The following is a 26,428-nucleotide window of genomic DNA, read 5'->3' as shown; positions in this document are numbered from 1 at the left end:
TCGCCGCCCTCGCCGACCACCCCCGGATCCTGGGCGCCGCCGCCGTGGCCCGTACGCCGGACCGCCTCGCCCGCCACCTGGTCACCGTCGCCGACGCGACCCTCCCCTTCCTCCCCACGGTCCTCCCGCTCGGCGACGAGAAACCCTCGGTCGCCCACCGCTCCCGGCTCGCGCTCGCCGAAGCCGCCGGGACGGTGCTGGCCGGCGGCCTGACCCTGCTCGGCATCGACGCACCCGACCACATCTAGAGAGCCAGCCACAGACCATGAGCCGTTCCGCACACCCCGCCGGGCCCCGTCACGCCGACGTCCTCCCCGAGGGCCATTACTCCGCGCCGCCCGCCGACCTCAACACCCTCGACCCCAAGGTCTGGGCACAGACGGTCACGCGCAACGAGGACGGTGTCCTCACCGTCGGCGGCATCACCGCCACGCAGCTCGCCGAGGAGCACGGCACTCCCGCGTACGTCATCGACGAGACCGACTTCCGTGCCCGGGCGCGAGCATGGCGTACCGCCTTCGGGCACGACGCCGACGTCTTCTACGCCGGCAAGGCCTTCCTCTCCCGCGCCGTCGTGCGCTGGCTGCACGAGGAGGGGCTCAACCTCGACGTCTGCTCCGGCGGCGAGCTCGCCACCGCCCTCTCGGCCGGTATGCCCGCCGACCGCATCGCCTTCCACGGCAACAACAAGTCGAAGGAGGAGATCGAGCGGGCGATCCGCGCGGACGTCGGCCGTATCGTCCTCGACTCCTTCCAGGAGATCGTCCGCGTCGCACACATCGCCCAGGAGCTCGGCAAGCGGCAGCGCGTCCAGATCCGTATCACCGTCGGCGTGGAAGCCCACACGCACGAGTTCATCGCCACCGCCCACGAGGACCAGAAGTTCGGCATCCCGCTCGCCGGCGGTCAGGCCGCCGAAGCCGTACGACGGGCTCTTCAGCTGGACGGCCTGGAGCTCATCGGCATCCACTCCCACATCGGGTCGCAGATCTTCGACATGTCCGGCTTCGAGGTCGCCGCCCACCGGGTCGTCGGGCTGCTGAAGGACATCCGTGACGAGCACGGCGTGGAGCTTCCCGAGATCGACCTCGGTGGTGGCCTCGGTATCGCCTACACCTCCGACGACGACCCCCGCGAGCCCCACGAGATCGCCAAGGCGCTCACCGAGATCGTCACCCGTGAGTGCGAGTCCGCCAAGCTCCGCACCCCCCGTATCTCCGTCGAGCCGGGCCGCGCCATCGTCGGCCCCACCGCCTTCACGCTCTACGAGGTCGGCACCACCAAGCCCCTCGACGGCCTGCGCACCTACGTCTCCGTCGACGGCGGCATGTCCGACAACATCCGGACCGCGCTGTACGACGCCGAGTACACCGTCGCGCTGGTGTCCAGGACCTCGGACGCGGAGCCGATGCTGACCCGCGTGGTCGGCAAGCACTGCGAGAGCGGGGACATCGTGGTGCGGGACGCGTTCCTGCCGGCCGACATCGCGCCCGGTGACCTCATCGCCGTACCGGCCACGGGTGCCTACTGCCGGTCCATGGCCAGCAACTACAACCATGTGCTGCGGCCGCCGGTCGTCGCGGTGAACGACGGTGCGTCCCGGGTCATCGTCCGCCGTGAGACGGAGGAGGACCTCCTGCGTCTCGACGTCGGGTAGGCCCCGAAGCCGAGGGGTGGAAGATCTCCTGTCTTCCACCCCCGTATAAATGAAATAGACATCTCACGATCCGGACGAAGGGTAGAAACTCCCGTCCGGTGAGTGAGACTGGTCCAACCGTAGACGGTATGAGGAAACGAGGTCGGATGATGCGTACGCGTCCGCTGAAGGTGGCGCTGCTGGGCTGTGGGGTTGTCGGCTCAGAGGTGGCGCGCATCATGACGACGCACGCCGACGACCTCGCCGCGCGCATCGGCGCCCCCGTCGAGCTCGCCGGTGTCGCCGTGCGACGGCCCTCCAAGGTCCGTGAGGGCATCGACCCCGCGCTCGTCACCACCGACGCGACCGCCCTGGTCAAACGCGGGGACATCGACGTCGTCGTCGAGGTCATCGGCGGCATCGAGCCCGCCCGCTCCCTCATCACCACCGCCTTCGAGCACGGCGCCTCCGTCGTCTCCGCCAACAAGGCGCTCCTCGCCCAGGACGGCGCGGCCCTGCACGCCGCTGCCGAGGACCACGACGCGGACCTCTACTACGAGGCCGCCGTCGCCGGTGCCATCCCGCTGATCCGCCCGCTGCGCGAGTCCCTCGCCGGCGACAAGGTGAACCGGGTTCTCGGGATCGTCAACGGCACGACCAACTTCATCCTCGACAAGATGGACTCCACGGGCGCCGGCTACCAGGAGGCCCTCGACGAGGCCACCGCCCTGGGGTACGCCGAGGCCGACCCGACCGCCGACGTCGAGGCCTTCGACGCCGCCGCCAAGGCCGCCATCCTCGCCGGTATCGCCTTCCACACGCGTGTGCGTCTCGACGACGTCTACCGCGAGGGGATGACCGAGGTCACCGCGGCAGACTTCGCCTCCGCGAAGAACATGGGCTGCACCATCAAGCTGCTCGCCATCTGCGAGCGCGCCGAGGACGGCGGGTCCGTCACCGCGCGCGTGCACCCCGCGATGATCCCGCTGACCCACCCGCTGGCCTCCGTGCGCGGCGCGTACAACGCCGTCTTCGTCGAGTCCGACGCCGCCGGTCAGCTCATGTTCTACGGCCCCGGCGCCGGTGGTGCCCCCACCGCCTCGGCCGTGCTCGGCGACCTCGTCGCCGTCTGCCGGAACCGGCTCAATGGTGCGACCGGTCCCGGCGAGTCCGCGTACGCGGCCCTGCCCGTCTCGGGCATGGGCGAGGTCTTCACGCGGTATCACATCAGTCTCGATGTCGCCGACAAACCGGGTGTTCTCGCCCAGGTCGCGACCGTGTTCGCCGAGCACGGGGTTTCCATCGATACGGTGCGCCAGCAAGGGCGACAAGACAGCGCCGGCGAGGCGTCCCTCGTCGTCGTGACCCACCGCGCGTCCGACGCCTCCCTCTCCGGGACCGTCGAGGCGTTGCGCAAGCTCGACACCGTGCGCGGTGTCGCCAGCATCATGCGGGTTGAAGGAGAGTAACCAGCAATGACCCACCAGTGGCGCGGAATCATCGAGGAGTACCGGGACCGGCTGCCCGTCTCCGACAGCACGCCGGTCGTGACGCTCCGCGAGGGCGGCACGCCCCTCGTCCCCGCGCAGGTGCTCTCCGAGCGCACGGGCTGCGAGGTCCACCTCAAGGTGGAGGGCGCGAACCCGACGGGGTCCTTCAAGGACCGCGGCATGACCATGGCCATCACCCGGGCCAAGGAGGAGGGCGCGAAGGCCGTCATCTGCGCCTCCACCGGCAACACGTCGGCCTCCGCCGCGGCGTACGCCGTGCGCGCCGGCATGGTCTCCGCCGTACTCGTCCCGCAGGGGAAGATCGCGCTCGGCAAGATGGGCCAGGCGCTCATCCACGGCGCGAAGATCCTCCAGGTCGACGGCAACTTCGACGACTGCCTCACCCTGGCCCGCGCTCTGAGCGACAACTACCCCGTGGCGCTGGTCAATTCGGTCAACCCCGTGCGCATCGAGGGCCAGAAGACCGCCGCCTTCGAGATCGTGGACATGCTCGGCGACGCACCCGACATCCACGTCCTCCCGGTCGGCAACGCGGGCAACATCACCGCGTACTGGAAGGGCTACAAGGAGTACGCCGCCGACGGCATCGCCGCGAAGACCCCCCGTATGTGGGGCTTCCAGGCCTCCGGCAGTGCCCCGATCGTGCGCGGCGAGGTCGTCAAGGACCCGTCGACGATCGCCACCGCCATCCGCATCGGTAACCCGGCGTCCTGGAACTACGCCCTCGCGGCGCGGGACGAGTCCGGCGGCCTCATCGACGAGGTGACGGACCGTGAGATCCTGCGCGCCTACCGCCTGTTGGCCGCGCAGGAGGGTGTCTTCGTGGAGCCCGCCTCCGCCGCGTCCGTCGCCGGTCTGCTGAAGGCCGCCGAGCAGGGCCTGGTCGACCCGGGCCAGAAGATCGTGTGCACCGTCACCGGCAACGGCCTCAAGGACCCCGACTGGGCCGTCGCGGGCGCCCCGCAGCCGGTCACCGTCCCGGTCGACGCGGTGACGGCGGCCGAGCGCCTCGGCCTCGCATAAGAGACATGCCCGCAGCGACATCCCTACAGGGGGCGGCACCGGACGACACCCTATAGAGGGGGTGCACGGGGGGCTTACGACACGCATCGTGCGCCTCCTGTGCGCCCTATGTCGCCACAGAACCTTCCTTCGATAGGCTGTACTGAATCCGCCCGCCGCATATGCCCCCGCGCATGGTCGGGTGTCGCGTCATCTCCGCGACCCGAGGGTTTCCAGGTACGTATCGAATGTCTTCGACAATCACGCAGCTCAAGGAGAGTCATCGAGCGATGGCCGGTCCAGCGTTCCGCGCCGCCGCCGTCCGGGTGCGCGTCCCCGCCACCAGCGCCAACCTCGGCCCGGGCTTCGACGCCCTGGGCCTGTCGCTGGGGCTCTACGACGACGTCGTCGTCCGGGTGGCCGACTCCGGGCTGCACATCGACATCGCGGGTGAGGGCAGCGAGACCCTCCCGCGCGACGAGAAGCACCTGCTCGTACGGTCCCTGCGCACCGCCTTCGACCTGCTCGGCGGACAGCCGCGCGGCCTCGAGATCGTGTGCGCCAACCGCATCCCGCACGGCCGTGGCCTCGGCTCCTCCTCGGCCGCCATCTGCGCGGGCATCGTCGCCGCGCGTGCCGTGACCATAGGCGGCGAGTCCAGGCTCGACGACACCGCGCTCCTGGAGCTCGCGACCGAGATCGAGGGCCACCCCGACAATGTCGCGGCGTGTCTGCTCGGCGGTTTCACGCTCTCCTGGATGGAGGCCGGCGCCGCCCGGGCGATCAGGATGGAGCCCGACCGTTCCATCGTTCCGGTGGTTTTCGTGCCCGGGAAGCCGGTGCTCACCGAGACCGCGCGCGGACTGCTGCCGCGCACCGTGCCGCACGTCGACGCCGCCGCCAACGCGGGCCGCGCCGCACTGCTCGTCGAGGCCCTCACCCGGCGCCCCGAGCTGCTGCTGCCCGCGACCGAGGACCGGCTGCACCAGGAATACCGGGCTCCGGCCATGCCGGAGAGTGCCGCGCTCGTGGAGCGCTTGAGGGCGGACGGAGTTCCGGCCGTGATTTCCGGAGCGGGGCCCACCGTTCTCGCGCTGGTCGACGAGGACAGCGCGGACAAGGTGGCCCATCTGGCAGGCGAGGGCTGGGCCGCCAACCGGCTCGAACTCGATGCTCAGGGAGCGTGTGTGCTGCCGCTCGCTTCCACCAGTGACATCTGACAGCGACATCTGAAAACCGGCGGCGAGCCGGATTTGGAGAGGGGGAATGTTTGTTGGATCCGGTAGTGTTAACCTCAAGTCTGCACCCGACCCCACCATGGCGAGGTGCTTCACGTCCCCGTCCGGGACAGACATTCTTCCGGGAGCCTCCCAAGCCGCACTGTGTTTCGTACGACGTACGTGGGCTGTATCTCGTACGCGAGCACTGAGCGACTTGCCGGGCACGCTCCGGAACCGGTGCGACCGAGCCACGTGACACAGACAGTCGGTGTCAGTGCTTTGGGAAGCGCCATCACCAGATATTTCTTCCGCCGTCCAGGCGGACCACCGCCCCGGCACGGTCCACAAAAATGGGATCGCCGTCGGACAGCACAAACGGTCGCCGAGCCAGACAGGCCGACGTCCGCTCCAGGGAAGGACCCTTCGTGAGCGACACCACCGATCTGATGGGCGCACGTGTCGAGGAGACCGCTGCCGCGCCCGCCACGGACGCCTCCGCGCCTGCCAGCGGTGCCGGCTCCCGGCGGCGCCGCGGTACCGGCCTCGAGGGCATGGTGCTGGCCGAGCTGCAGCAGGTCGCATCCGGCCTCGGCATCAGGGGCACCGCGCGTATGCGCAAGAGCCAGCTGATCGAGGTCATCAAGGAGGCGCAGGCCGGCGGTGGTGCCGCCCCGGCGAAGGCCGCGTCCGCCCCCGCGGGCGACGCCGCCGAGACCAAGCCCAAGCGCCGCGCCACCTCCAAGGCCCGTACCGGCGACGCCGCCGAGAAGAAGGCGGAGAAGGCGGCCGAGGCCCCCGCTGAGAAGGCCGTGGCCCAGCAGCAGATCGAGATCCCCGGCCAGCCCGCTGGGGGCCCCTCCCGCGATGGGGGTACCTCCCGCGCGAGCGCAGCCGAGCGTGGGGGAGAAGCCGAGCGTGGGGGAGAGGATGCCGCTCCCGCGGAGCGCCGTCGTCGCCGTGCCACGGCCGACGCAGGCAGCCCCGAGACGGTGGTGGCCGAGGCGAAGAGCGAGCCCAAGGCCGAGACGCCCGCGCAGCCGCAGGGCGACGCCGGTGACGCGGACGGCCGTCAGGGCCGTCGCGACCGCCGGGACCGCGGCGACCGCACCGACCGTGCCGACCGCGGTGACCGTGAGCGGGGCGGCCGGGACCGCGACCGCCGCGGCAAGGGCGACGACCAGCAGGGCGGCCAGCGCGGCCAGCAGCAGGGACAGCAGCAGGGCGGCGGCCGTCAGGACCGCAATGCCGGCCCGCAGGACGACGACGACTTCGGGGACGGCCGCCGTGGCCGTCGCGGCCGTTACCGGGACCGTCGTGGCCGTCGAGGCCGTGACGAGATCGGCGGCACCGCCGAGCCGCAGGTCGCCGACGACGACGTCCTGATCCCCGTCGCGGGCATCCTGGACATCCTCGACAACTACGCCTTCATCCGTACGTCGGGTTACCTCCCGGGCCCCAACGACGTGTACGTCTCCCTCGCCCAGGTCCGCAAGAACGGCCTGCGCAAGGGCGACCACATCACGGGTGCGGTCCGTCAGCCCAAGGACGGCGAGCGTCGCGAGAAGTTCAACGCGCTCGTGCGTCTCGACTCCGTCAACGGCATGGCGCCCGAATCCGGGCGCGGGCGGCCGGAGTTCAACAAGCTGACGCCGCTGTACCCGCAGGACCGCCTCCGGCTGGAGACGGACCCGGGCATCCTCACCACCCGCATCATCGACCTCGTCGCGCCGATCGGTAAGGGCCAGCGCGGTCTGATCGTGGCCCCGCCGAAGACCGGCAAGACCATGATCATGCAGGCCATCGCCAACGCGATCACGCACAACAACCCCGAGTGCCACCTGATGGTCGTCCTGGTCGACGAGCGTCCGGAAGAGGTCACCGACATGCAGCGGTCGGTCAAGGGCGAGGTCATCTCCTCGACCTTCGACCGCCCGGCCGAGGACCACACCACGGTCGCCGAGCTGGCCATCGAGCGCGCCAAGCGCCTGGTGGAGCTGGGTCACGACGTCGTCGTCCTGCTCGACTCGATCACGCGTCTGGGCCGTGCGTACAACCTCGCCGCCCCGGCCTCCGGCCGCATCCTGTCCGGTGGTGTCGACTCGACCGCCCTGTACCCCCCGAAGCGCTTCTTCGGCGCGGCCCGCAACATCGAGGACGGCGGTTCGCTGACCATCCTCGCCACCGCCCTGGTGGACACCGGGTCCCGCATGGACGAGGTCATCTTCGAGGAGTTCAAGGGCACCGGCAACGCCGAGCTCAAGCTCGACCGCAAGCTCGCCGACAAGCGCATCTTCCCGGCGGTGGACGTGGACGCGTCCGGCACCCGTAAGGAAGAGATCCTGCTCGGCAGCGACGAGCTCGCCATCACCTGGAAGCTGCGCCGGGTGCTGCACGCGCTCGACTCCCAGCAGGCGATCGAACTGCTCCTCGACAAGATGAAGCAGACGAAGTCGAACGGCGAGTTCCTGCTGCAGATCCAGAAGACGACGCCGATGCCGGGTAACGGCGACTGACGTCAGTCTTGATACGGAGGGCCACCCTTGTTGCAAGGGTGGCCCTCTTTGCTGTCAGTGGCTCGGTGTACGATCGCGCTCTTCGGTCACTTTTTCGACCCGTGAACTTCTGATCCCTAGGGGGGACTTGCATGGGTACAGCCATGTCCGGGGGCGGTCGGCACAGACGCCGGATACGGATCGCCCTGCCCGTCGGTGCGGCCGGTGTCGCCGCAGCCGTCGCCGCCGCGCTGATGTCCACGTCGGCCGGTGCCGCGACCGCGCTTCCGAAGCCGACGGTCAAGCCCGCGATCAGCACGGTGTCACAGGCCGAGTTGGAGAAGCGGATCGCCGGCGCGGTCGCCGGTGACGACACCGCGGGGGAGAACACCAGCAAGTCGTCGCTGAGTTCGAGCAGCGGCACCGTCGACGCGAAGATCATCGGCGGCTCCACCACGACGATCACCTCGGCGCCGTGGATGGCCCAGCTCTGGTACTACGACGACACCACCGACACCGGCTTCTTCTGCGGCGGCACCGTCGTCTCGCCGACGAAGATCCTCACCGCCGCGCACTGCGCCAAGGGCTACGACTGGGCCAAGTACGGCGTGATCGTGACCGGCGCCACGAAGCTGCCCGACGACGCGGGCAACACCACCGGCGCGGTCTCCGGTGTGGTCCGTCAGTGGACCCACCCGTCGTACAGCTCGCGGACCATCGACAACGACATCGCCGTCCTCACCCTGGCGACCCCGACCAAGTCGACGCCGATCCGTATGACGACGTCCACGGACACCGCGTCGTACACCGCAGGCACCAACGCCAAGGTCTACGGCTGGGGCCGCACCAGCTCCACCACCCAGGACGTCTCCGAGACCCTGAAGACGGCCACGCTGCCGATCCAGTCGGACAGCACCTGCGCCGGCTACTACGGCTCCGACTTCGTCAAGGGCCACATGGTCTGCGCCGGCAAGCCCGCCAGCGGCAGCGACACCGGTACGACGTCGGCGTGCAACGGCGACTCCGGTGGCCCGCTCGTCGTGAACGGCCGGATCGTCGGTGTCGTCTCCTGGGGTGTCGTGGACTGCGTCGAGAAGGGCGCCTACAGCGTCTTCTCGAAGGTCAAGACGTACCTCGGCGCCGCCTACGCGCAGGTCGACGACGCCAACATGAGCTACACCGACGCCAAGGCCGACCTGTTCGTGCGCAAGTCGTCCACGCAGATCGCCTACCAGAAGAACTCCAAGGGCACCTCGTTCGGCGCCCGTCAGGACCTGGGCAACTGGGGCGGCGTCAACCTCGTCACGCAGACCGACCTCGACCGGGACAGCGTCCAGGACCTGATCTACCGGCAGAGCTCCACCGGGGACGTCTACCGGCTGTACTACTCGTGGTCCCTGGAGGACTGGACCGAGAAGAAGATCTTCGACAACTGGAAGACCCGCACCCGCATCATCACCCCGGGTGACCTGACCGGCGACTACAAGCCCGACCTGGTCTCCGTGGACTCCGCGGGCAAGGCGTGGCTCTACCCCGGCAAGGGCAACGGCACCTTCTCGGCCCGTGTGCAGATCGGCTCGGGCTCGGGCTGGAACGCGTACAACATGGTCCGCGGCAAGGGCGACTTCAACGGTGACGGCAAGGCCGACCTGCTCGCGCGCAACAAGAGCACCGGCGCCCTCTACCTGTACAAGGGCACCGGAAAGGCCTCCAGCCCCTTCTCCGCCCGTGTGAAGGTCCGCACCTGGAGCAACTCGACGTACAACGCCTTCGACGCCATCGGTGACGTCAACGGCGACGGCAAGGCCGACTTCCTGGCCCGTACGCCCGGCGGCACCCTGTACCTGTACAAGGGCACCGGCAAGGCCACGAGCGAGATCTTCGCCACAAGGATCTCGGTCGGTACCGATTTCAAGCAGTACGACATCTTCGGATGAAATAGCAGATGAGCGCGGTACGCCCGCGTTCGGCGACTACGCACTGTGCCCACCCTTCCACAGGGTGGGCACAGTGCGTTGTGCAACCCTTTCTCCGGTTTACCCGTCTGACCGGACGGGGCGACCATGGTGAGGTTCGGGTCGTTACGACCACGTCTGACCCTGAAAGCAGGGGGTAACCGAGACCGGACGAGAACGAGGAGCACATGTCCGCCGAGAGCACGCCGGAACCCGGCATACCCGAGGAACCCGGCACCACGGGCCCACGCCACCGCGCCAAGGGCCGTCGCCGCAGGACCAGCGGCAAGCGCAAGGGCCTGCTGATCGCGGCCTGGACCGCCGCGGGCATCGTCGTGCTGGGCGGCACGGGCGCCGGCTACCTGTACTTCAAGCTCAACAACAACCTCAAGAGCGTCGACATCGACCAGGCCCTCGGCACCGACCGGCCCACGAAGGTCGACAACGGCTCCGAGAACATCCTGGTCCTGGGCTCCGACACCCGTTCCGGTTCCAACAAGAAGCTGGGCGGCGGCGCCGACGACGGCAGCGCCCGCTCCGACACGGCGATGATCGTGCACGTCTACGAGGGCCACAAGAAGGCCAGCGTGGTCTCCATACCCCGCGACACCCTCGTCGACCGGCCCGAGTGCACCGACTCCGACGGCACCGTGCACGACGCCGCGAGCGGCGTGATGTTCAACTCCGCGTACTCCACCGGTGGCGCCTCCTGCGCCGTGAAGACCGTCGAGTCGCTCTCCGGCATCCGCATGGACCACTACCTGGAGGTCGACTTCTCCGGCTTCCAGAAGCTCATCGACGAGCTCGGCGGCGTCAAGGTCACCACCACGAAGAGCATCAGCGACTCCGAGAGCCACCTGAACCTGAAGGCCGGCACGCACACGCTCACCGGCAAGCAGGCCCTCGGCCTGGTCCGCACCCGGCACGGCGTCGGCGACGGCTCCGACCTCGGGCGCATCCAGCTCCAGCAGGCGTTCATGAAGGCCCTGATCGACCAGATCAAGAGCGTCGACCTCTTCGACAGCCCGAAGAAGCTCTACAACCTCGCCAACACCGCCACCAAGGCCGTGACCACCGACTCCGACCTCGGCTCCGTCAACAAGCTCATGTCCTTCGCGGGCGGCCTCAAGGGCATCGGCTCCAAGAACATGACCATGGTCACCATGCCGGTCCAGTACGACCCGCAGGACGGCAACCGGGTGCTGGTGGACGAGGCCAAGGCGAAGCTGGTCTGGAAGGCCCTGGAGAACGACCGGGCGATCCCGAAGTCGGCCACCGAGGGAACGGCCACCGGCCAGGCCGACGGCGTCGTCAGCGCCTCCTAGAGCCGCGCCCCGCCCGCCGGGAATAGATCACGGCCACCCCTCGTTTTGGGGGATGCGGCCAGTCCTGGCAGACTGGTACGTCGGCCCCGGTTCACGCCCCCGCAGCCCGCGGACGGCGACCCGGTGCCCTCCCGAAACTAGGAGACACCTTGAAGCGCGACATCCACCCCGAGTACGTCGAGACGCAGGTCAGCTGCACCTGTGGCGCGTCGTTCACCACCCGTAGCACGATCGCGAGCGGCACCGTCCGCGCCGAGGTCTGCTCCGAGTGCCACCCGTTCTACACGGGCAAGCAGAAGATCCTCGACACCGGTGGCCGTGTGGCCCGCTTCGAGGCCCGCTTCGGCAAGGCTGCTGCCAAGAAGTAGCGAGCCACCAGCGCCGGTCCACGCCGCACTCCTCGGAGTGCGCCGGGACCGGCGTTTTTGGTCGCCCGCCTTCCCCCTTCATCCGCAGTACAGGAGCCCTGAGATGTTCGAGGCCGTCGAGGAACTCGTCGGTGAGCACGCCGACCTGGAGACGAAGCTCGCCGACCCGTCGGTCCACGCCGACCAGGCCAACGCGCGCAAGCTGAACAAGCGCTACGCCGAGCTCACCCCGATCGTCGCCACGTACCGCTCCTGGAAGCAGACCGGCGACGACATCGAGACGGCCAAGGAGTTCGCCGCCGACGACCCCGACTTCATCGCCGAGGTCAAGGAGCTGGAGAAGTCCCGCGAGGAGCTCACGGAGAAGCTGCGTCTGCTCCTCGTACCGCGCGACCCCAGCGACGACAAGGACGTCATCCTCGAGATCAAGGCGGGCGCGGGCGGCGACGAGTCGGCCCTGTTCGCCGGTGACCTCCTGCGCATGTACCTCCGCTACGCCGAGCGCGTCGGCTGGAAGACCGAGATCATCGACGCCACCGAGTCCGAGCTGGGCGGCTACAAGGACGTCCAGGTCGCCGTGAAGACCAAGGGCGGCCAGGGTGCCACCGAGCCCGGGCAGGGCGTCTGGGCCCGGCTGAAGTACGAGGGCGGTGTGCACCGCGTGCAGCGGGTGCCGGCGACCGAGTCCCAGGGCCGTATCCACACCTCCGCGGCCGGTGTCCTGGTGACCCCCGAGGCCGAGGAGGTCGACGTCGAGATCAACCCGAACGACCTCCGCATCGACGTGTACCGCTCCTCGGGACCCGGCGGCCAGTCCGTCAACACGACCGACTCCGCCGTGCGCATCACGCACATTCCCACCGGAGTTGTCGCCTCCTGCCAGAACGAGAAGAGCCAGCTGCAGAACAAGGAGCAGGCACTGCGTATCCTGCGCTCCAGGCTGCTCGCCGCGGCGCAGGAGGAGGCGGAGAAGAATGCCGCCGACGCCCGCCGCAGCCAGGTCCGTACCGTCGACCGCTCCGAGAAGATCCGCACGTACAACTTCCCGGAGAACCGCATCTCTGACCACCGCGTCGGCTTCAAGGCGTACAACCTGGACCAGGTCCTGGACGGCGACCTCGACGCGATGATCCAGGCCTGCGTCGACGCGGACTCGGCGGCGAAGCTGGCAGCTGCCTGAAGGCCGCGGAAGAGGCACGTCCGCACGACCGAGTACGACACGGAGGACTTGCGTGAACCTGCTGCTCGCAGAGGTGGCCCAGGCCACCCAGCGGCTGGCCGACGCCGGCGTGCCCTCGCCGCGCAACGACGCGGAGGAGCTCGCCGCGTTCGTGCACGGCGTGAAGCGGGGCGCGCTGCACTCCGTGAAGGACGCGGACTTCGACGCCCGGTACTGGGAGGTCATCGCCCGCCGTGAGCAGCGCGAGCCGCTCCAGCACATCACCGGGCGGGCTTTCTTCCGGTACCTGGAGCTCCAGGTTGGCCCGGGCGTCTTCGTGCCCCGTCCGGAGACCGAGTCCGTCGTCGGGTGGGCGATAGACGCCGTACGCGCCATGGACGTCGTCGAGCCCTGCATCGTCGACCTGTGCACCGGCTCCGGCGCCATCGCGCTCGCCCTCGCCCAGGAGGTCCCGCGCTCCCGCGTGCACGCCGTGGAGCTGTCCGAGGACGCGCTCGCGTGGACCCGTAAGAACGTCGAGGGGTCGCGGGTCGACCTGCGCCAGGGCAACGCCCTGGACGCCTTCCCCGACCTCGATGGCCAGGTCGACCTGGTCATCTCCAACCCGCCCTACATCCCGCTGACCGAGTGGGAGTACGTCGCTCCCGAGGCCCGGGACTACGATCCCGAACTCGCCCTGTTCTCGGGGGAGGACGGCCTCGACCTCATCCGCGGCATCGAACGCACCGCACACCGGCTCCTGCGCCCGGGTGGCGTCGTCGTCATCGAACACGCCGACACCCAGGGCGGCCAGGTGCCGTGGATCTTCACCGAGGAGCGGGGCTGGGCCGACGCGGCCGACCACCCGGACCTCAACAACCGCCCCCGGTTCGCGACGGCCCGCAAGGCGATGCCGTGAGCCACACCCCGCATTCTTCAGAGCAGTACGTGTACGAGGAGGCCCGCTAAATGGCACGGCGATACGACACCAACGACGCGACCGACCGCTCGACCGGTCTGCGCGAAGCCGCGTCCGCCGTCCGCCGTGGCGAGCTGGTGGTCCTCCCGACCGACACGGTGTACGGCATCGGCGCCGACGCGTTCTCCTCGGAAGCGGTGCACGACCTGCTGGAGGCCAAGGGGCGGGGCCGCAACATGCCCACGCCCGTCCTCATCGGCTCCCCGAACACCCTGCACGGCCTCGTCACGGACTTCTCCGAGCTGGCCTGGGAGCTCGTCGACGCGTTCTGGCCGGGCGCGCTGACGCTCGTCGCCAAGCACCAGCCGTCGCTCCAGTGGGACCTGGGGGACACGCGGGGCACGGTCGCCGTCCGGATGCCCCTTCACCCCGTGGCGATCGAGCTGCTGACAGAGGTCGGCCCGATGGCGGTCTCCTCGGCGAACCTGACGGGCCACCCGGCGCCGGAGGACTGTGACGCGGCCCAGGAGATGCTCGGCGACTCGGTCTCCGTGTACCTCGACGGCGGTCCGACCCCGGGCAACGTCCCCTCCTCGATCGTCGACGTCACCCGTGAGGTGCCGCTGCTGCTGCGTGCGGGCGCGATCTCCGCGGAGGAGCTCAGGAAGGTCGTACCCGACCTCGAGGTGGCGAATTGACGGCCCCTGACGCGGGGCGTGGCATATGGGACATGGAAGAGACGCGGACCTTCACAGGGCTCCCGCGCGACACCTTCCGCATCCTCCACGTCAGCACCGGCAACGTGTGCCGCTCGCCGATCACCGAGCGGCTGACCCGGCATGCCCTCGCGGACCGGCTCGGCGACCCGCTGTGGGGCGGGCTCGTCGTGGAGAGCGCCGGGACCTGGGGCCATGAGGGCGCGCCCATGGAGACCAACGCGGAGACGGTCCTGGCCGACTTCGGCGCGGACGCCACGGGCTTCGTGGGCCGCGAACTCCTCGACGAGCACGTCATCATGGCCGACCTGGTCCTCACCGCCACCCGCGACCACCGTCAGCAGGTCATCTCGATGGGCCACTCGGCGGGCCTGCGCACCTTCACCCTGAAGGAGTTCACCCGCCTGGTCCGCGCGATAGACCCGACAACGCTGCCACCTCTGGAGCACGGCGTCGTCGCCCGCGCCCGCGCCCTGGTCCGCGCCGCAGCGGCTCTACGCGGGTGGCTCCTGGCCCCGACAGCAGAGGCGGACGAGGTGTACGACCCCTATGGGGCACCGCTGCCGTTCTTCCGGTCGATCGGGGACGAGATACATCAAGCGGTGGATCCTGTGGTGACCGCGCTCACCGGAGTAGCCGCCAGGACGTGATGACCGAGCACCCCACGGGTCCCGGGCCTACATTGGACGTACGTCATCGTCGACGCCCCGGAGTCCACCATGTCGGTCACCCATGCCCCCGAGACCGCCGACATCCTGCGGCGGCAGGATCCCGAGCTGGCCGAGATCCTGCTCGGCGAACTGGAGCGGCAGTCGACGTCGTTGCAGTTGATCGCCGCAGAGAACTTCAGCTCGCCCGCCGTGCTGGCCGCGCTGGGGTCGCCGCTGGCGAACAAGTACGCCGAGGGATACCCCGGCGCCCGGCACCACGGCGGCTGCGAGATCGTCGATGTCGCCGAGCGGATCGCCGTGGACCGCGCCAAGGCCCTCTTCGGCGCCGAGCACGCCAATGTGCAGGCCCATTCGGGGTCGTCGGCCGTGCTGGCCGCCTACGCCGCGCTCCTGCGCCCCGGTGACACCGTCCTCGCCCTCGGCCTGCCCTACGGCGGTCACCTCACCCACGGCTCGCCCGCCAACTTCTCCGGCCGCTGGTTCGACTTCGTGGCGTACGGGGTCGACGAGGAGACCGGGCTCATCCGGTACGACCAGATGCGCGCGCTCGCCCGTCAGCACCGGCCCAAGGCCATCGTGTGCGGCTCCATCGCCTACCCCCGGCACATCGACTACGCCTTCTTCCGCGAGGTCGCCGACGAGGTCGGGGCGTATCTCATCGCCGACGCCGCCCACCCCATCGGGCTCGTCGCCGGGGGAGCGGCGCCCAGCCCGGTGCCGTACGCCGACGTCGTCTGCGCCACCACGCACAAGGTGCTGCGCGGACCCCGCGGCGGCATGATCCTGTGCGGCGCCGACCTGGCCGAGCGGGTCGACCGGGCGGTCTTCCCGTTCACGCAGGGCGGCGCGCAGATGCACACCATCGCCGCCAAGGCCGTCGCGTTCGGCGAGGCGGCAACACCGGCCTTCACGGCGTACGCCCATCAGGTGGTCGCCAATGCGAGGGTTCTCGCGGCGGGGCTGGCCGCCGAGGGGCTCGTCGTCACCACCGGCGGGACCGACACCCATCTGGTCACCGCCGACCCGGCACCGCTCGGCGTCGACGGACGGACCGCGCGAGGGCGGCTCGCGGCGGCCGGCCTGGTGCTCGACTGCTGTGCGCTGCCGCACGCGGACGCCCGCGGCCTGCGCCTGGGAACGGCGGCCGTGACCACCCAGGGCATGGGGGAGGCGGAGATGGCGCGGATCGCCGTACTGCTCGCGGGGGTGCTCAGAGGTGAGGCCGAGGCGCAGAAGGCACGTGAAGAAGTCCGGGATCTGGTCGGGGGATTTCCGCCGTATCCGGCCTGAGCGGGGGTAGGCGCTCCGAGGTGCACAGCCACTCGTGCAACCATCGTCGCTACCCGAAAGTCCCCATCCATATGCGTCGATCGCTAGGGTGTGGGGCTGAGATGGCCAGCGAGACCTGTGGGGAAGCCCGTGCGTGAATACCTGCTGACGCTCTGCGTCACGGCCGCGGTGACGTATCTGCTGACAGGGCCGGTACGGAAGTTCGCGATCGTGGCCGGGGCGATGCCGGAGATCAGGGCCCGTGACGTGCACCGGGAACCGACTCCGCGGCTCGGCGGTATCGCCATGTTCTTCGGCCTGTGCGCGGGTCTGCTGGTCGCCGACCACCTGACCAACCTCAGTGAGGTCTTCGACAAGTCGAACGAGCCCAGGGCGCTGCTCAGCGGCGCCGCGCTGATCTGGCTGATCGGTGTCCTGGACGACAAGTTCGAGATCGACGCCCTGATCAAGCTGGGCGGCCAGATGATCGCCGCCGGCGTCATGGTCATGCAGGGTCTGACGATCCTGTGGCTGCCGATCCCGACGGTGGGCAATGTCGCGCTGACCCAGTGGCAGGGCACCCTGCTGACGGTGGCGCTGGTCGTCATCACGATCAACGCGGTCAACTTCGTCGACGGCCTCGACGGCCTCGCGGCGGGCATGGTGTGCATCGCGTCGGCGGCGTTCTTCCTCTACGCCTACCGCGTCTGGGTGTCGTACGGCATCGAGGCCGCCGCCCCGGCCACGCTGTTCTCGGCGATCCTGATGGGCATGTGCCTGGGCTTCCTGCCGCACAACATGCACCCCGCGCGGATCTTCATGGGCGACTCCGGCTCGATGCTGATCGGCCTGGTGCTGGCCGCGGGAGCGATCTCCATCACCGGACAGGTCGACCCGGACGCGCTGAAGCTGTTCGCCGGGTCCGAGAAGGCGGCCGTGCACCAGACGGTGCCGGTCTACATCCCGCTGCTGCTGCCGCTGACCATCATCGCGATCCCGGCGGCCGACCTGGTCCTGGCGATCGTGCGCCGCACCTGGCGCGGCCAGTCGCCGTTCGCCGCCGACCGCGGGCATCTGCACCACCGGCTCCTGGAGATCGGGCACTCGCACAGCCGCGCGGTGCTGATCATGTACTTCTGGTCGGCGCTGATCGCCTTCGGCGCGCTCGCGTACTCCGTGAACTCCGCGTCCATGTGGATCGTCCTGAGCGTGGTGTTCCTCTCCGCGATCGGCCTGCTCCTGCTGCTGCTGCCGCGCTTCACGCCGCGTGCCCCGATGTGGGCGCAGGCCGTCGTGCCGCCGCGGTACCGCCGTCGCAGGGCCGTTGCGGAATCCGCGGCGGCGGTCACCGAACCGGCCGCCGCGGCCGTGGAGTCGGCGGAAGAGGAGGAGCGCACTCCGGTCACCGCGGGTGTCTCCGGCGTATCCGGTGTCAACGGGGCGACCGCCCTCGGCGCCCGTTCGCGCTTCCTGGACCGGCGGAAAGCCGGAACGTCGCGCTGACGCGGCAAGGTAAGAATCTGACTAGAGCATTGCCAAGTCGTGGGAGTGGGTTGGGGTCTCAAAGCGCCCCAATACCAGACAACTGGGTGGGGTTTTTGCACAGACGCGCACTCTCACTCTCATGTGTGACAGCGAGCACACCAACCAGGTAAAGACCTCATCAAATAGTTTGTGATACGGTTCACGAGAACCCCGGGTAGAGCCGAAGGGCCGTAGTGCGACGGTCCATTGGCGTGAGAGTCACTCTCAGGCCGGGACTACGCTCGTCCATGACGACACCCCTTCCCCCACCGTGAAAGCGGAGTTGCCGCCATGCCGTCCAATGACGTCCGGACCCTGCTCCAGGCTGCTGTGCCCACAGCCGCCGCCGGAGCTGTCGCTGCTGTCGTCAGCGGTGTGGTCGCCGGCGGCGAAGGGGCGGTGGGAGCCGCGGTCGCGACGGTGCTCGTGATCCTGTTCATGGGGCTCGGGTTCTACGTACTCCAGCGCACTGCCAAATCGCTTCCGCATCTGTTCCAGATGATGGGGCTGATGCTGTACGCGGCGCAGATCCTGCTGCTGTTCATCTTCCTGTCCGTCTTCAAGGACACCACGCTGTTCAACCCCCGGGCCTTCGCGATCACGCTCCTCGTGGGCACGCTCGTGTGGATCGCCGCGCAGACGCGTGCCCACATGAAGGCCAAGATCCTCTACGTCGAACCCGATTCGGGTGACAAACCCGAGAAGTCAGGGCACTCGTCGTGAGAGGTAGGGCCGGGATAAGGGCGCTTGAGAGTTCCTGCTATCGTCCGGTGCCAACTGCGGCATCGCGGGCGCGGGCATCCGAGCTGACGCCTGCTCAATCGCGAGGCTCGAAGCCCCCCAGCCGCCCTCACATCCGAAACACCAGTCCGGTGCCGATCCGCGGCTGCATGCCGCGCCGACACAACGAGGTTGCCGTACCCATGCGTCACGCCGAAGGAGCCCGTGGTGAGTGCTGACCAGACCCAGCTCGCCTTTGACTGGAGTTGTCGGATCATGTCCGACAACGGGTGTGGCTTCCCGGCTCCGGGCCTGCACTCGTTCCTCTTCAAGCCGATCGCCACGGTCGGAGGGTTCGAGTTCAACAAGGTGATGCTGCTCGCGCTGCTCACCACACTTCTGGTGATCAGCTTCTTCTGGGCAGCCTTTGGCAAGGCCAAGGTGATCCCGGGCAAGCTCCAGATGGTCGGCGAGGCCGGCTACGACTTCGTGCGCCGGGGCATCGTCTACGAGACGCTCGGCAAGCGCGAGGGCGAGAAGTACGTCCCGTTCATGGTCTCGCTGTTCTTCTTCATCTGGATCATGAACATCTGGTCCGTGATCCCGCTGGCCCAGTTCCCGGTGTCGTCGATCATCGCCTTCCCGATGGTGCTCGCCGCGATCGTCTGGATCATGTGGGTCTCGGTGACGTTCAAGCGTCATGGCTTCGTCGGGTTCTTCAAGAACATCACCGGCTACGACAAGTCGCTGGGCGCGGTTCTGCCGCTCGTGATGGTCATCGAGTTCTTCTCGAACCTGCTGGTCCGGCCGTTCACGCACGCGGTCCGGCTCTTCGCCAACATGTTCGCCGGCCACCTGATGCTGGTCATGTTCACGGTCGCCTCCTGGTACCTGCTGAACAGCTGGATGATCCCGGCCGCCGGCGTCTCGTTCGTCATGACCATGGTCATGATCCTCTTCGAGCTTTTCGTGCAGGCCGTCCAGGCGTACGTCTTCGTGCTGCTGGCCTGCTCGTACCTCCAGGGCGCGATGGCCGAGCAGCACTGAGCCGTACCGCCCCCAAGCCCCCAGAACGTCCGGTGGTCAACCCCCGCCGGTCCTTGAAAGAGAAGGAAGAAACAGCATGGCTGCCCTTGAGACCCTCGCCGCTGTCGAAGGCAACATCGGTTCCATCGGTTACGGCCTTGCCGCCATCGGCCCCGGCGTCGGCGTCGGCATCATCTTCGGCAACGGCACCCAGGCCCTCGCCCGTCAGCCTGAGGCTGCCGGCCTGATCCGCGCCAACCAGATCCTCGGCTTCGCCTTCTGTGAGGCGCTCGCCCTCATCGGCATCGTCATGCCGTTCGTCTACGGATGATCGAACCCTGACGAGCCAACCTTTCCACGAAAGGCACTGATGTGATCGCCAACCTGATGCAGCTGGCGGCCGAGGAAAAGCAGAACCCGCTTGTTCCTCCGGGCCCCGAGCTGCTCGTAGGCACCATCGCCTTCGCCATCGTGTTCTTCTTCTTCTGGAAGAAGCTGCTCCCGAACATCAACAAGGTTCTGGAGGAGCGCCGCGAGGCGATCGAAGGCGGAATCGAGAAGGCCGAGGCAGCTCAGGTCGAGGCCCAGAGCGTCCTTGAGCAGTACAAGGCCCAGCTCACCGAGGCCCGGCACGAGGCCGCGCGTCTGCGCCAGGAGGCGCAGGAGCAGGGCGCCACGCTCATCGCCGAGATGCGCGCGGAAGGCCAGCGGCAGCGCGAGGAGATCGTCGCCGCCGGGCACGCGCAGATCGAGGCGGACCGCAAGGCCGCGTCCTCCGCGCTGCGTCAGGACGTCGGCAAGATCGCCACCGACCTGGCCGGCAAGCTCGTCGGCGAGTCCCTCGAGGACCACGCCCGACAGAGCCGCGTGATCGACCGCTTCCTCGACGAGCTCGAGGAGAAGGCCGAGGCGACTCGATGACAGCGCACGGAGCGAGCCGCGAGGCTGCGGCAGCCGCACGTGAGCGTCTTGACGCGCTGACGGACAGCACGTCCGTGAACGCCGGCACGCTCGCCGGCGAGCTGGCCGCCGTCACCGCGCTGTTCGACCGCGAGGTGTCGCTGCGTCGGGTCCTCACCGACCCGGCGCAGGCCGGCGAGGCCAAGGCCGAACTGGCCCAGCGCCTCCTCGGCGGCCAGGTGGGCGGCGAGGCCGCCGATCTGGTGTCCGGCATGGTGCGCTCCCGCTGGTCGCAGTCGCGTGACCTCGCGGACGCCCTGGAGGAGCTGGCGAACATCGCCGACCTCACCGCCGCACAGCAGACGGGCGCTCTCGACGACGTCGAGGACGAACTGTTCCGCTTCGGCCGGATCGTCTCTTCGAACACCGGGCTGCGCGCCGCGCTGACCGACCGCGCCGCGACGGCGTCGGCCAAGGGCGAGCTGCTGCGCAGCCTGCTCGGCGGCCGTGCCCACGCGACCACCGAGCGTCTGGTGACGCGTCTTGTGACCGCGCCCCGGGGACGTAGCCTGGAGTCGGGACTGGAGTCCCTGTCCAAGCTCGCCGCCGAGCGCCGGGACCGGCTGGTCGCCGTCGTCACCTCGGCGGTGCCGCTGAGTGACACGCAGAAGCAGCGCCTGGGCGCCGCCCTCGCGAAGCTCTACGGCCACACGATGCACCTCAACATCGACGTGGACCCCGAGGTCCTCGGCGGGATCCGGGTGCAGGTCGGCGACGAGGTCATCAACGGCTCCCTCGCGGACCGCATCGAGGACGCCGGCCGCCGCCTGGCCGGCTGAGCAGCAACTTCATAGCAGTACGTACAGACGGCCCGGTTGGGCCGTGCAGAGGATTCACCCTTTTTCCAGGGGGGAGTCCCCATCCCCCCAAAGTGAAACTTCGGGCCCAACAAGGAGAGCAGGGAACCCAGATGGCGGAGCTCACGATCCGGCCGGAGGAGATCCGGGACGCGCTGGAGAACTTCGTCCAGTCGTACAAGCCGGACGCGGCCTCGCGCGAGGAGGTCGGTACGGTCACCCTTGCCGGCGACGGCATCGCGAAGGTCGAGGGTCTTCCCTCGGCCATGGCCAACGAACTGCTGAAGTTCGAGGACGGCACCCTCGGCCTCGCGCTCAACCTGGAAGAGCGCGAGATCGGCGCCATCGTCCTCGGTGAGTTCAGTGGCATCGAGGAGGGTCAGCCGGTCACGCGTACCGGTGAGGTCCTGTCGGTCGCCGTGGGCGAGGGCTACCTCGGCCGTGTCGTCGACCCCCTCGGCAACCCGATCGACGGTCTCGGCGAGATCGAGACCAGCGGTCGTCGCGCCCTTGAGCTGCAGGCTCCGGGCGTCATGGCCCGTAAGTCGGTGCACGAGCCGATGGAGACCGGCTACAAGGCCGTCGACGCGATGACCCCGATCGGCCGTGGCCAGCGTCAGCTGGTCATCGGTGACCGTCAGACCGGCAAGACCGCCCTGGCCGTCGACACGATCATCAACCAGCGTGACAACTGGCGCTCCGGCGACCCGAAGAAGCAGGTCCGCTGCGTCTACGTCGCCATCGGCCAGAAGGGCTCGACCATCGCCTCCGTGCGTGGCGCCCTGGAAGAGGCCGGCGCGCTGGAGTACACGACCATCGTCGCCGCCCCGGCGTCCGACCCGGCCGGCTTCAAGTACCTGGCGCCCTACACCGGTTCGGCCATCGGTCAGCAGTGGATGTACGAGGGCAAGCACGTCCTCATCATCTTCGACGACCTCTCGAAGCAGGCCGACGCCTACCGCGCCGTGTCCCTGCTGCTGCGCCGCCCGCCGGGGCGTGAGGCCTACCCGGGTGACGTCTTCTACCTGCACTCCCGCCTCCTGGAGCGCTGCGCGAAGCTCTCCGACGAGCTCGGCGCCGGTTCCATGACGGGTCTGCCGATCGTCGAGACCAAGGCGAACGACGTGTCGGCGTTCATCCCGACCAACGTCATCTCCATCACCGACGGCCAGTGCTTCCTGGAGTCGGACCTGTTCAACGCCGGTCAGCGCCCCGCGCTGAACGTCGGTATCTCCGTCTCCCGAGTCGGTGGTTCCGCGCAGCACAAGGCGATGAAGCAGGTTTCGGGTCGTCTCCGCCTCGACCTCGCCCAGTACCGCGAGCTGGAGGCGTTCGCCGCCTTCGGTTCCGACCTGGACGCCGCGTCGAAGTCCCAGCTGGAGCGCGGTCAGCGTCTGGTCGAGCTGCTCAAGCAGGCTCAGTACCAGCCGATGCCGACCGAGGACCAGGTCGTCTCCGTGTGGGCCGGTACCACCGGCAAGATGGACGACGTCCCGGTCGCCGACATCCGCCGCTTCGAGAAGGAGCTCCTGGAGTACCTGCACCGCAAGGAGCAGGGCCTCATGACCTCCATCAAGGAGGGCGGCAAGATGTCGGACGACACCCTCACCGCCATCGCCGACGGCATCGCGGACTTCAAGAAGCAGTTCGAGACCTCGGACGGCAAGCTTCTCGGCGAAGACGCGCCGGCCGCCGCGGCCAAGTGACGACGGAAGGGACCTGACTCATGGGAGCCCAGCTCCGGGTCTACAAGCGTCGCATCCGATCCGTCACCGCGACCAAGAAGATCACGAAGGCGATGGAGATGATCGCCGCCTCGCGTGTCGTCAAGGCGCAGCGCAAGGTGGCGGCCTCCACGCCGTACGCGCAGGAACTGACGCGTGCGGTCACGGCGGTCGGTACCGGCTCGAACACGAAGCACCCGCTGACCACGCAGGCCGACACGGTCGTGCGGTCCGCGGTGCTGCTCCTGTCGAGCGACCGTGGTCTCGCCGGCGCGTTCAACTCCAACGCCATCAAGGTGGCGGAGCAGCTGACCGCGCGTCTTGAGGCCGAGGGCAAGGAGGTCGACACGTACATCGTCGGCCGCCGCGGTCTGGCCCACTACAACTTCCGCGAGCGCAAGGTCGTGGAGTCGTGGGCGGGCTTCACCGACGAGCCCACGTACGCGGACGCCAAGAAGGTCGCGGGTCCGCTGATCGAGGCCATCGAGAAGGACACGGCCGAGGGCGGCGTGGACGAACTCCACATCGTCTTCACCGAGTTCGTCTCGATGATGACGCAGACGGCGCTCGACGACCGTCTGCTGCCGCTCAGCCTCGAAGAGGTCGCCGCGGAGGCCGCGCCCAAGGGCGAGATCCTTCCGCTCTACGACTTCGAGCCCTCGGCGGAGGACGTCCTCGACGCCCTGCTGCCGCGGTACGTCGAGAGCCGTATCTACAACGCGCTGCTCCAGTCGGCCGCTTCCAAGCACGCCGCCACACGCCGCGCGATGAAGTCGGCCACCGACAACGCGGGAGACCTGATCACCAGCCTCTCCCGACTTGCCAACGCGGCCCGCCAGGCCGAAATCACCCAGGAAATCAGCGAGATCGTCGGTGGCTCCGCAGCCCTGGCCGACGCGACCGCGGGGAGTGACAGGTAATGACGACGACAGTTGAGACGGCCGTTGCCACGGGCCGCGTCGCCCGGGTCATCGGCCCGGTCGTCGACGTGGAATTCCCCGTCGACGCCATGCCCGACATCTACAACGCCCTTCACGTCGAGGTGGCCGACCCGGCCCAGGACGGCGCGAAGAAGACGCTGACCCTGGAGGTCGCCCAGCACCTGGGTGACGGCCTGGTCCGCACCATCTCGATGCAGCCCACCGACGGTCTGGTCCGCCAGGCCGCGGTGACCGACACCGGTGCCTCCATCACGGTGCCCGTCGGCGACTTCACCAAGGGCAAGGTGTTCAACACCCTCGGTGAGGTGCTGAACACCGACGAGCAGTACGACGGCGAGCGCTGGGGCATCCACCGCAAGGCCCCGAACTTCGACGAGCTCGAGTCGAAGACCGAGATGTTCGAGACCGGCGTCAAGGTCATCGACCTTCTCACCCCGTACGTCAAGGGTGGAAAGATCGGTCTGTTCGGTGGTGCCGGCGTCGGCAAGACGGTGCTCATCCAGGAGATGATCTACCGCGTCGCCAACAACCACGACGGTGTCTCCGTGTTCGCCGGTGTCGGTGAGCGCACCCGTGAGGGCAACGACCTCATCGAGGAGATGGCCGAGTCGGGCGTCATCGACAAGACCGCCCTGGTCTTCGGTCAGATGGACGAGCCCCCGGGCACCCGTCTGCGCGTGGCGCTGGCCGGTCTGACCATGGCGGAGTACTTCCGCGATGTGCAGAAGCAGGACGTGCTGTTCTTCATCGACAACATCTTCCGCTTCACGCAGGCCGGTTCCGAGGTCTCGACCCTGCTCGGCCGGATGCCCTCCGCGGTGGGCTACCAGCCGAACCTGGCCGACGAGATGGGTCTCCTCCAGGAGCGCATCACCTCGACCCGTGGTCACTCGATCACCTCGATGCAGGCGATCTACGTCCCCGCGGACGACCTGACCGACCCGGCCCCGGCCACCACCTTCGCCCACCTCGACGCGACGACGGTGCTCTCCCGTCCGATCTCCGAGAAGGGCATCTACCCGGCCGTGGACCCGCTGGACTCCACGTCCCGCATCCTGGACCCCCGCTACATCGCGGCGGACCACTACAACACGGCCATGCGTGTCAAGACGGTCCTGCAGAAGTACAAGGACCTTCAGGACATCATCGCGATCCTCGGTATCGACGAGCTGGGCGAAGAGGACAAGCTCGTCGTCCACCGTGCCCGTCGCGTGGAGCGCTTCCTGTCCCAGAACACCCACGTCGCCAAGCAGTTCACCGGCGTCGACGGGTCGGACGTACCGCTGGACGAGTCGATCACCGCGTTCAACGCGATCATCGACGGCGACTACGACCACTTCCCGGAGCAGGCGTTCTTCCTGTGCGGTGGCATCGAGGACCTCAAGGCCAACGCCAAGGAGCTCGGCGTCTCCTGAACTCAGTGACTGAGTTCGACTGAGGGGGCGGGGTACGTCCCGCCCCCTCTTTCACGCCTACTAGACTTGTAACCAACACCCGGCCGAACAGCCGGGTGGTGACCCGAGGAGCCACCTTGGCTGCTGAGCTGCACGTCGCGCTGGTCGCGGCCGACCGAGAGGTCTGGTCCGGCGAGGCCACCCTGGTCGTCGCGCGCACCACGTCCGGCGACATCGGCGTCATGCCCGGTCACCAGCCGCTGCTCGGTGTGCTGGAGTCGGGCCCGGTGACCATCCGTACGAGTGATGGTGGAACGGTCGTCGCCGCGGTGCACGGCGGTTTCATCTCGTTCGCGGACAACAAGCTGTCGCTGCTGGCCGAGATCGCCGAGCTGTCGGACGAGATCGACATCCAGCGCGCGGAACGCGAGCTGGAGCGCGCGAAGGCGGAGGGTGACGCCGCCGCCGAGCGTCGCGCGGACGTACGCATCCGTGCGGCGGCGACGCGCTAGCCGCGCGTCACGCCTATGACGTCACTCAGCCGCGGCTGGGACCGGAGCAATCCGGCCCTGGTCGCGGCTGAGGCAAATGTGGATGTTTTTTCCATTCCGTTACCGAGTAGACGAGGAGGTCGGTGTCGATGGTCCTCGCTCTGACTGTGTGCGGAATCGTCGTGGCACTCGTGGTGCTGGGACTGTTCGTCTTCGGCCTTCGTCGCAGACTCATCCAGCGCTCCGGTGGCACCTTCGACTGTTCGCTGCGCTGGGACGTCCCGGAGAAACCCGACACCAACGGCAAGGGCTGGAGCTACGGTGTCGCCCGCTACAACGGCGACCGCATCGAGTGGTACCGCGTCTTCTCCTACGCCTACCGCCCGCGCCGCATCCTGGAGCGCGCCGCGATCGAGGTCGCGGGGCGTCGTCATCCCGAGGGCGAGGAGGAGCTGGCGCTGCTCTCCGACGCCGTCATCCTGACCTGTCTGCACCGGGGCACGCGACTTGAACTCGCCATGAGCGAAGACGCGCTGACCGGTTTTCTCGCGTGGCTGGAAGCAGCCCCGCCCGGTCAGCGCGTCAATGTCGCCTAGTTCCTACCGACG

Annotated in this window: 25 protein-coding genes; all 25 read left to right on the top strand. The window is 68.7% G+C overall.

What is annotated here, in order from left to right; translation table 11 throughout:
• Positions 1-248, top strand: a 248-nt coding sequence (locus tag HLK59_RS25080) for a DALR anticodon-binding domain-containing protein (RefSeq protein ID WP_277349523.1), incomplete at its 5' end; no start/stop codon positions are given.
• Positions 249-265: 17 nt separating this feature from the next.
• Complete coding sequence (lysA, locus tag HLK59_RS25075; RefSeq protein WP_171143753.1) at positions 266-1,657, top strand: diaminopimelate decarboxylase; 1,392 nt, start codon at positions 266-268, stop codon at positions 1,655-1,657.
• Between the two features lie 149 nt (positions 1,658-1,806).
• Positions 1,807-3,105 carry a homoserine dehydrogenase gene (locus tag HLK59_RS25070; RefSeq protein ID WP_171143756.1) on the top strand — a complete coding sequence of 433 codons (1,299 nt, stop codon included), beginning with the start codon at positions 1,807-1,809 and terminating at the stop codon, positions 3,103-3,105.
• Positions 3,106-3,111: 6 nt separating this feature from the next.
• A complete protein-coding gene (thrC, locus tag HLK59_RS25065; RefSeq protein ID WP_171143752.1) occupies positions 3,112-4,170 on the top strand; it encodes a threonine synthase in 1,059 nt (352 codons plus the stop codon).
• A 269-nt stretch (positions 4,171-4,439) separates the two neighbouring features.
• Positions 4,440-5,369: a homoserine kinase gene (gene thrB / locus HLK59_RS25060; protein WP_171143751.1), complete on the top strand. Its 930-nt coding sequence runs from the start codon at positions 4,440-4,442 to the stop codon at positions 5,367-5,369.
• Between the two features lie 425 nt (positions 5,370-5,794).
• Positions 5,795-7,882 (top strand): transcription termination factor Rho, encoded by a 2,088-nt coding sequence (gene rho / locus HLK59_RS25055; RefSeq protein ID WP_171143750.1) that lies wholly within the window; start codon positions 5,795-5,797, stop codon positions 7,880-7,882.
• A gap of 131 nt (positions 7,883-8,013) precedes the next feature.
• Positions 8,014-9,798: a trypsin-like serine protease gene (locus HLK59_RS25050; protein ID WP_240982629.1), complete on the top strand. Its 1,785-nt coding sequence runs from the start codon at positions 8,014-8,016 to the stop codon at positions 9,796-9,798.
• 206 nt (positions 9,799-10,004) lie between these two features.
• Complete coding sequence (locus HLK59_RS25045) at positions 10,005-11,141, top strand: LCP family protein (RefSeq protein WP_171143749.1); 1,137 nt, start codon at positions 10,005-10,007, stop codon at positions 11,139-11,141.
• Positions 11,142-11,290: 149 nt separating this feature from the next.
• Entirely contained in the window at positions 11,291-11,509 is a 219-nt protein-coding gene (gene rpmE, locus HLK59_RS25040; RefSeq protein WP_171143748.1) for a 50S ribosomal protein L31, read from the top strand.
• Between the two features lie 103 nt (positions 11,510-11,612).
• On the top strand, positions 11,613-12,689 hold the full coding sequence (gene prfA / locus HLK59_RS25035; RefSeq protein ID WP_171143747.1) for a peptide chain release factor 1: 1,077 nt from the start codon (positions 11,613-11,615) through the stop codon (positions 12,687-12,689).
• A gap of 52 nt (positions 12,690-12,741) precedes the next feature.
• Positions 12,742-13,587, top strand: coding sequence for a peptide chain release factor N(5)-glutamine methyltransferase (gene prmC, locus HLK59_RS25030; RefSeq protein WP_171143746.1), 846 nt, complete (start codon positions 12,742-12,744; stop codon positions 13,585-13,587).
• A 50-nt stretch (positions 13,588-13,637) separates the two neighbouring features.
• Positions 13,638-14,285: an L-threonylcarbamoyladenylate synthase gene (locus HLK59_RS25025; RefSeq protein ID WP_046262518.1), complete on the top strand. Its 648-nt coding sequence runs from the start codon at positions 13,638-13,640 to the stop codon at positions 14,283-14,285.
• Positions 14,282-14,953, top strand: a complete 672-nt coding sequence (locus tag HLK59_RS25020; RefSeq protein ID WP_171143745.1) for a protein-tyrosine-phosphatase — start codon at positions 14,282-14,284, stop codon at positions 14,951-14,953. Before HLK59_RS25025 ends, HLK59_RS25020 begins: the two co-directional genes overlap by 4 nt.
• Positions 14,954-15,022: 69 nt before the next feature.
• Positions 15,023-16,264, top strand: coding sequence for a serine hydroxymethyltransferase (glyA, locus tag HLK59_RS25015; RefSeq protein ID WP_171143744.1), 1,242 nt, complete (start codon positions 15,023-15,025; stop codon positions 16,262-16,264).
• Positions 16,265-16,393: 129 nt separating this feature from the next.
• Positions 16,394-17,746 (top strand): MraY family glycosyltransferase, encoded by a 1,353-nt coding sequence (locus tag HLK59_RS25010; RefSeq protein ID WP_171143743.1) that lies wholly within the window; start codon positions 16,394-16,396, stop codon positions 17,744-17,746.
• Between the two features lie 312 nt (positions 17,747-18,058).
• Complete coding sequence (locus HLK59_RS25005; protein ID WP_171143742.1) at positions 18,059-18,490, top strand: hypothetical protein; 432 nt, start codon at positions 18,059-18,061, stop codon at positions 18,488-18,490.
• Between the two features lie 273 nt (positions 18,491-18,763).
• The gene (gene atpB / locus HLK59_RS25000; RefSeq protein WP_171143754.1) at positions 18,764-19,534 is read left to right on the top strand and encodes a F0F1 ATP synthase subunit A; all 771 of its coding nucleotides are present in this window, start codon (positions 18,764-18,766) and stop codon (positions 19,532-19,534) included.
• 76 nt (positions 19,535-19,610) lie between these two features.
• The gene (gene atpE / locus HLK59_RS24995; RefSeq protein WP_031485821.1) at positions 19,611-19,844 is read left to right on the top strand and encodes an ATP synthase F0 subunit C; all 234 of its coding nucleotides are present in this window, start codon (positions 19,611-19,613) and stop codon (positions 19,842-19,844) included.
• A gap of 41 nt (positions 19,845-19,885) precedes the next feature.
• The gene (locus tag HLK59_RS24990; protein WP_171143741.1) at positions 19,886-20,434 is read left to right on the top strand and encodes a F0F1 ATP synthase subunit B; all 549 of its coding nucleotides are present in this window, start codon (positions 19,886-19,888) and stop codon (positions 20,432-20,434) included.
• Positions 20,431-21,252, top strand: coding sequence for a F0F1 ATP synthase subunit delta (locus tag HLK59_RS24985; protein WP_171143740.1), 822 nt, complete (start codon positions 20,431-20,433; stop codon positions 21,250-21,252). Before HLK59_RS24990 ends, HLK59_RS24985 begins: the two co-directional genes overlap by 4 nt.
• A gap of 131 nt (positions 21,253-21,383) precedes the next feature.
• Complete coding sequence (gene atpA, locus HLK59_RS24980) at positions 21,384-22,976, top strand: F0F1 ATP synthase subunit alpha (RefSeq protein WP_171143739.1); 1,593 nt, start codon at positions 21,384-21,386, stop codon at positions 22,974-22,976.
• A 20-nt stretch (positions 22,977-22,996) separates the two neighbouring features.
• Positions 22,997-23,914, top strand: a complete 918-nt coding sequence (locus tag HLK59_RS24975; protein WP_171143738.1) for a F0F1 ATP synthase subunit gamma — start codon at positions 22,997-22,999, stop codon at positions 23,912-23,914.
• Positions 23,914-25,350 carry a F0F1 ATP synthase subunit beta gene (gene atpD, locus HLK59_RS24970; protein ID WP_171143737.1) on the top strand — a complete coding sequence of 479 codons (1,437 nt, stop codon included), beginning with the start codon at positions 23,914-23,916 and terminating at the stop codon, positions 25,348-25,350. The genes HLK59_RS24975 and atpD overlap by 1 nt, the downstream gene beginning before the upstream one ends.
• 116 nt (positions 25,351-25,466) lie before the next feature.
• Positions 25,467-25,841, top strand: coding sequence for a F0F1 ATP synthase subunit epsilon (locus tag HLK59_RS24965; RefSeq protein ID WP_171143736.1), 375 nt, complete (start codon positions 25,467-25,469; stop codon positions 25,839-25,841).
• A gap of 128 nt (positions 25,842-25,969) precedes the next feature.
• Positions 25,970-26,416 (top strand): DUF2550 domain-containing protein, encoded by a 447-nt coding sequence (locus HLK59_RS24960; RefSeq protein ID WP_171143735.1) that lies wholly within the window; start codon positions 25,970-25,972, stop codon positions 26,414-26,416.
• The last annotated feature ends 12 nt before the right edge of the window (positions 26,417-26,428 follow it).

Source organism: Streptomyces sp. S3(2020), assembly GCF_013044505.1.
Taxonomy (GTDB): domain Bacteria; phylum Actinomycetota; class Actinomycetes; order Streptomycetales; family Streptomycetaceae; genus Streptomyces.
The sequence above is the reverse complement of the archived record's forward strand: the minus strand, read 5'-3'. Positions and strand labels throughout refer to the sequence as shown.

Excerpts from the sequence above, each read along its gene's own strand:
- HLK59_RS24975 (WP_171143738.1), top strand. The coding sequence starts at position 22,997 with ATGGGAGCCCAGCTCCGGGTCTACAAGCGTCGCATCCGATCCGTCACC.
- HLK59_RS25050 (WP_240982629.1), top strand. The coding sequence starts at position 8,014 with ATGGGTACAGCCATGTCCGGGGGCGGTCGGCACAGACGCCGGATACGG.
- lysA (WP_171143753.1), top strand. The coding sequence starts at position 266 with ATGAGCCGTTCCGCACACCCCGCCGGGCCCCGTCACGCCGACGTCCTC.
- thrC (WP_171143752.1), top strand. The coding sequence starts at position 3,112 with ATGACCCACCAGTGGCGCGGAATCATCGAGGAGTACCGGGACCGGCTG.
- HLK59_RS24960 (WP_171143735.1), top strand. The coding sequence starts at position 25,970 with ATGGTCCTCGCTCTGACTGTGTGCGGAATCGTCGTGGCACTCGTGGTG.
- atpE (WP_031485821.1), top strand. The coding sequence starts at position 19,611 with ATGGCTGCCCTTGAGACCCTCGCCGCTGTCGAAGGCAACATCGGTTCC.
- prfA (WP_171143747.1), top strand. The coding sequence starts at position 11,613 with ATGTTCGAGGCCGTCGAGGAACTCGTCGGTGAGCACGCCGACCTGGAG.
- glyA (WP_171143744.1), top strand. The coding sequence starts at position 15,023 with ATGTCGGTCACCCATGCCCCCGAGACCGCCGACATCCTGCGGCGGCAG.
- thrB (WP_171143751.1), top strand. The coding sequence starts at position 4,440 with ATGGCCGGTCCAGCGTTCCGCGCCGCCGCCGTCCGGGTGCGCGTCCCC.
- atpD (WP_171143737.1), top strand. The coding sequence starts at position 23,914 with ATGACGACGACAGTTGAGACGGCCGTTGCCACGGGCCGCGTCGCCCGG.
- HLK59_RS25005 (WP_171143742.1), top strand. The coding sequence starts at position 18,059 with ATGCCGTCCAATGACGTCCGGACCCTGCTCCAGGCTGCTGTGCCCACA.
- HLK59_RS25025 (WP_046262518.1), top strand. The coding sequence starts at position 13,638 with ATGGCACGGCGATACGACACCAACGACGCGACCGACCGCTCGACCGGT.
- HLK59_RS25045 (WP_171143749.1), top strand. The coding sequence starts at position 10,005 with ATGTCCGCCGAGAGCACGCCGGAACCCGGCATACCCGAGGAACCCGGC.
- HLK59_RS25070 (WP_171143756.1), top strand. The coding sequence starts at position 1,807 with ATGCGTACGCGTCCGCTGAAGGTGGCGCTGCTGGGCTGTGGGGTTGTC.
- HLK59_RS24985 (WP_171143740.1), top strand. The coding sequence starts at position 20,431 with ATGACAGCGCACGGAGCGAGCCGCGAGGCTGCGGCAGCCGCACGTGAG.
- atpB (WP_171143754.1), top strand. The coding sequence starts at position 18,764 with ATGTCCGACAACGGGTGTGGCTTCCCGGCTCCGGGCCTGCACTCGTTC.
- atpA (WP_171143739.1), top strand. The coding sequence starts at position 21,384 with ATGGCGGAGCTCACGATCCGGCCGGAGGAGATCCGGGACGCGCTGGAG.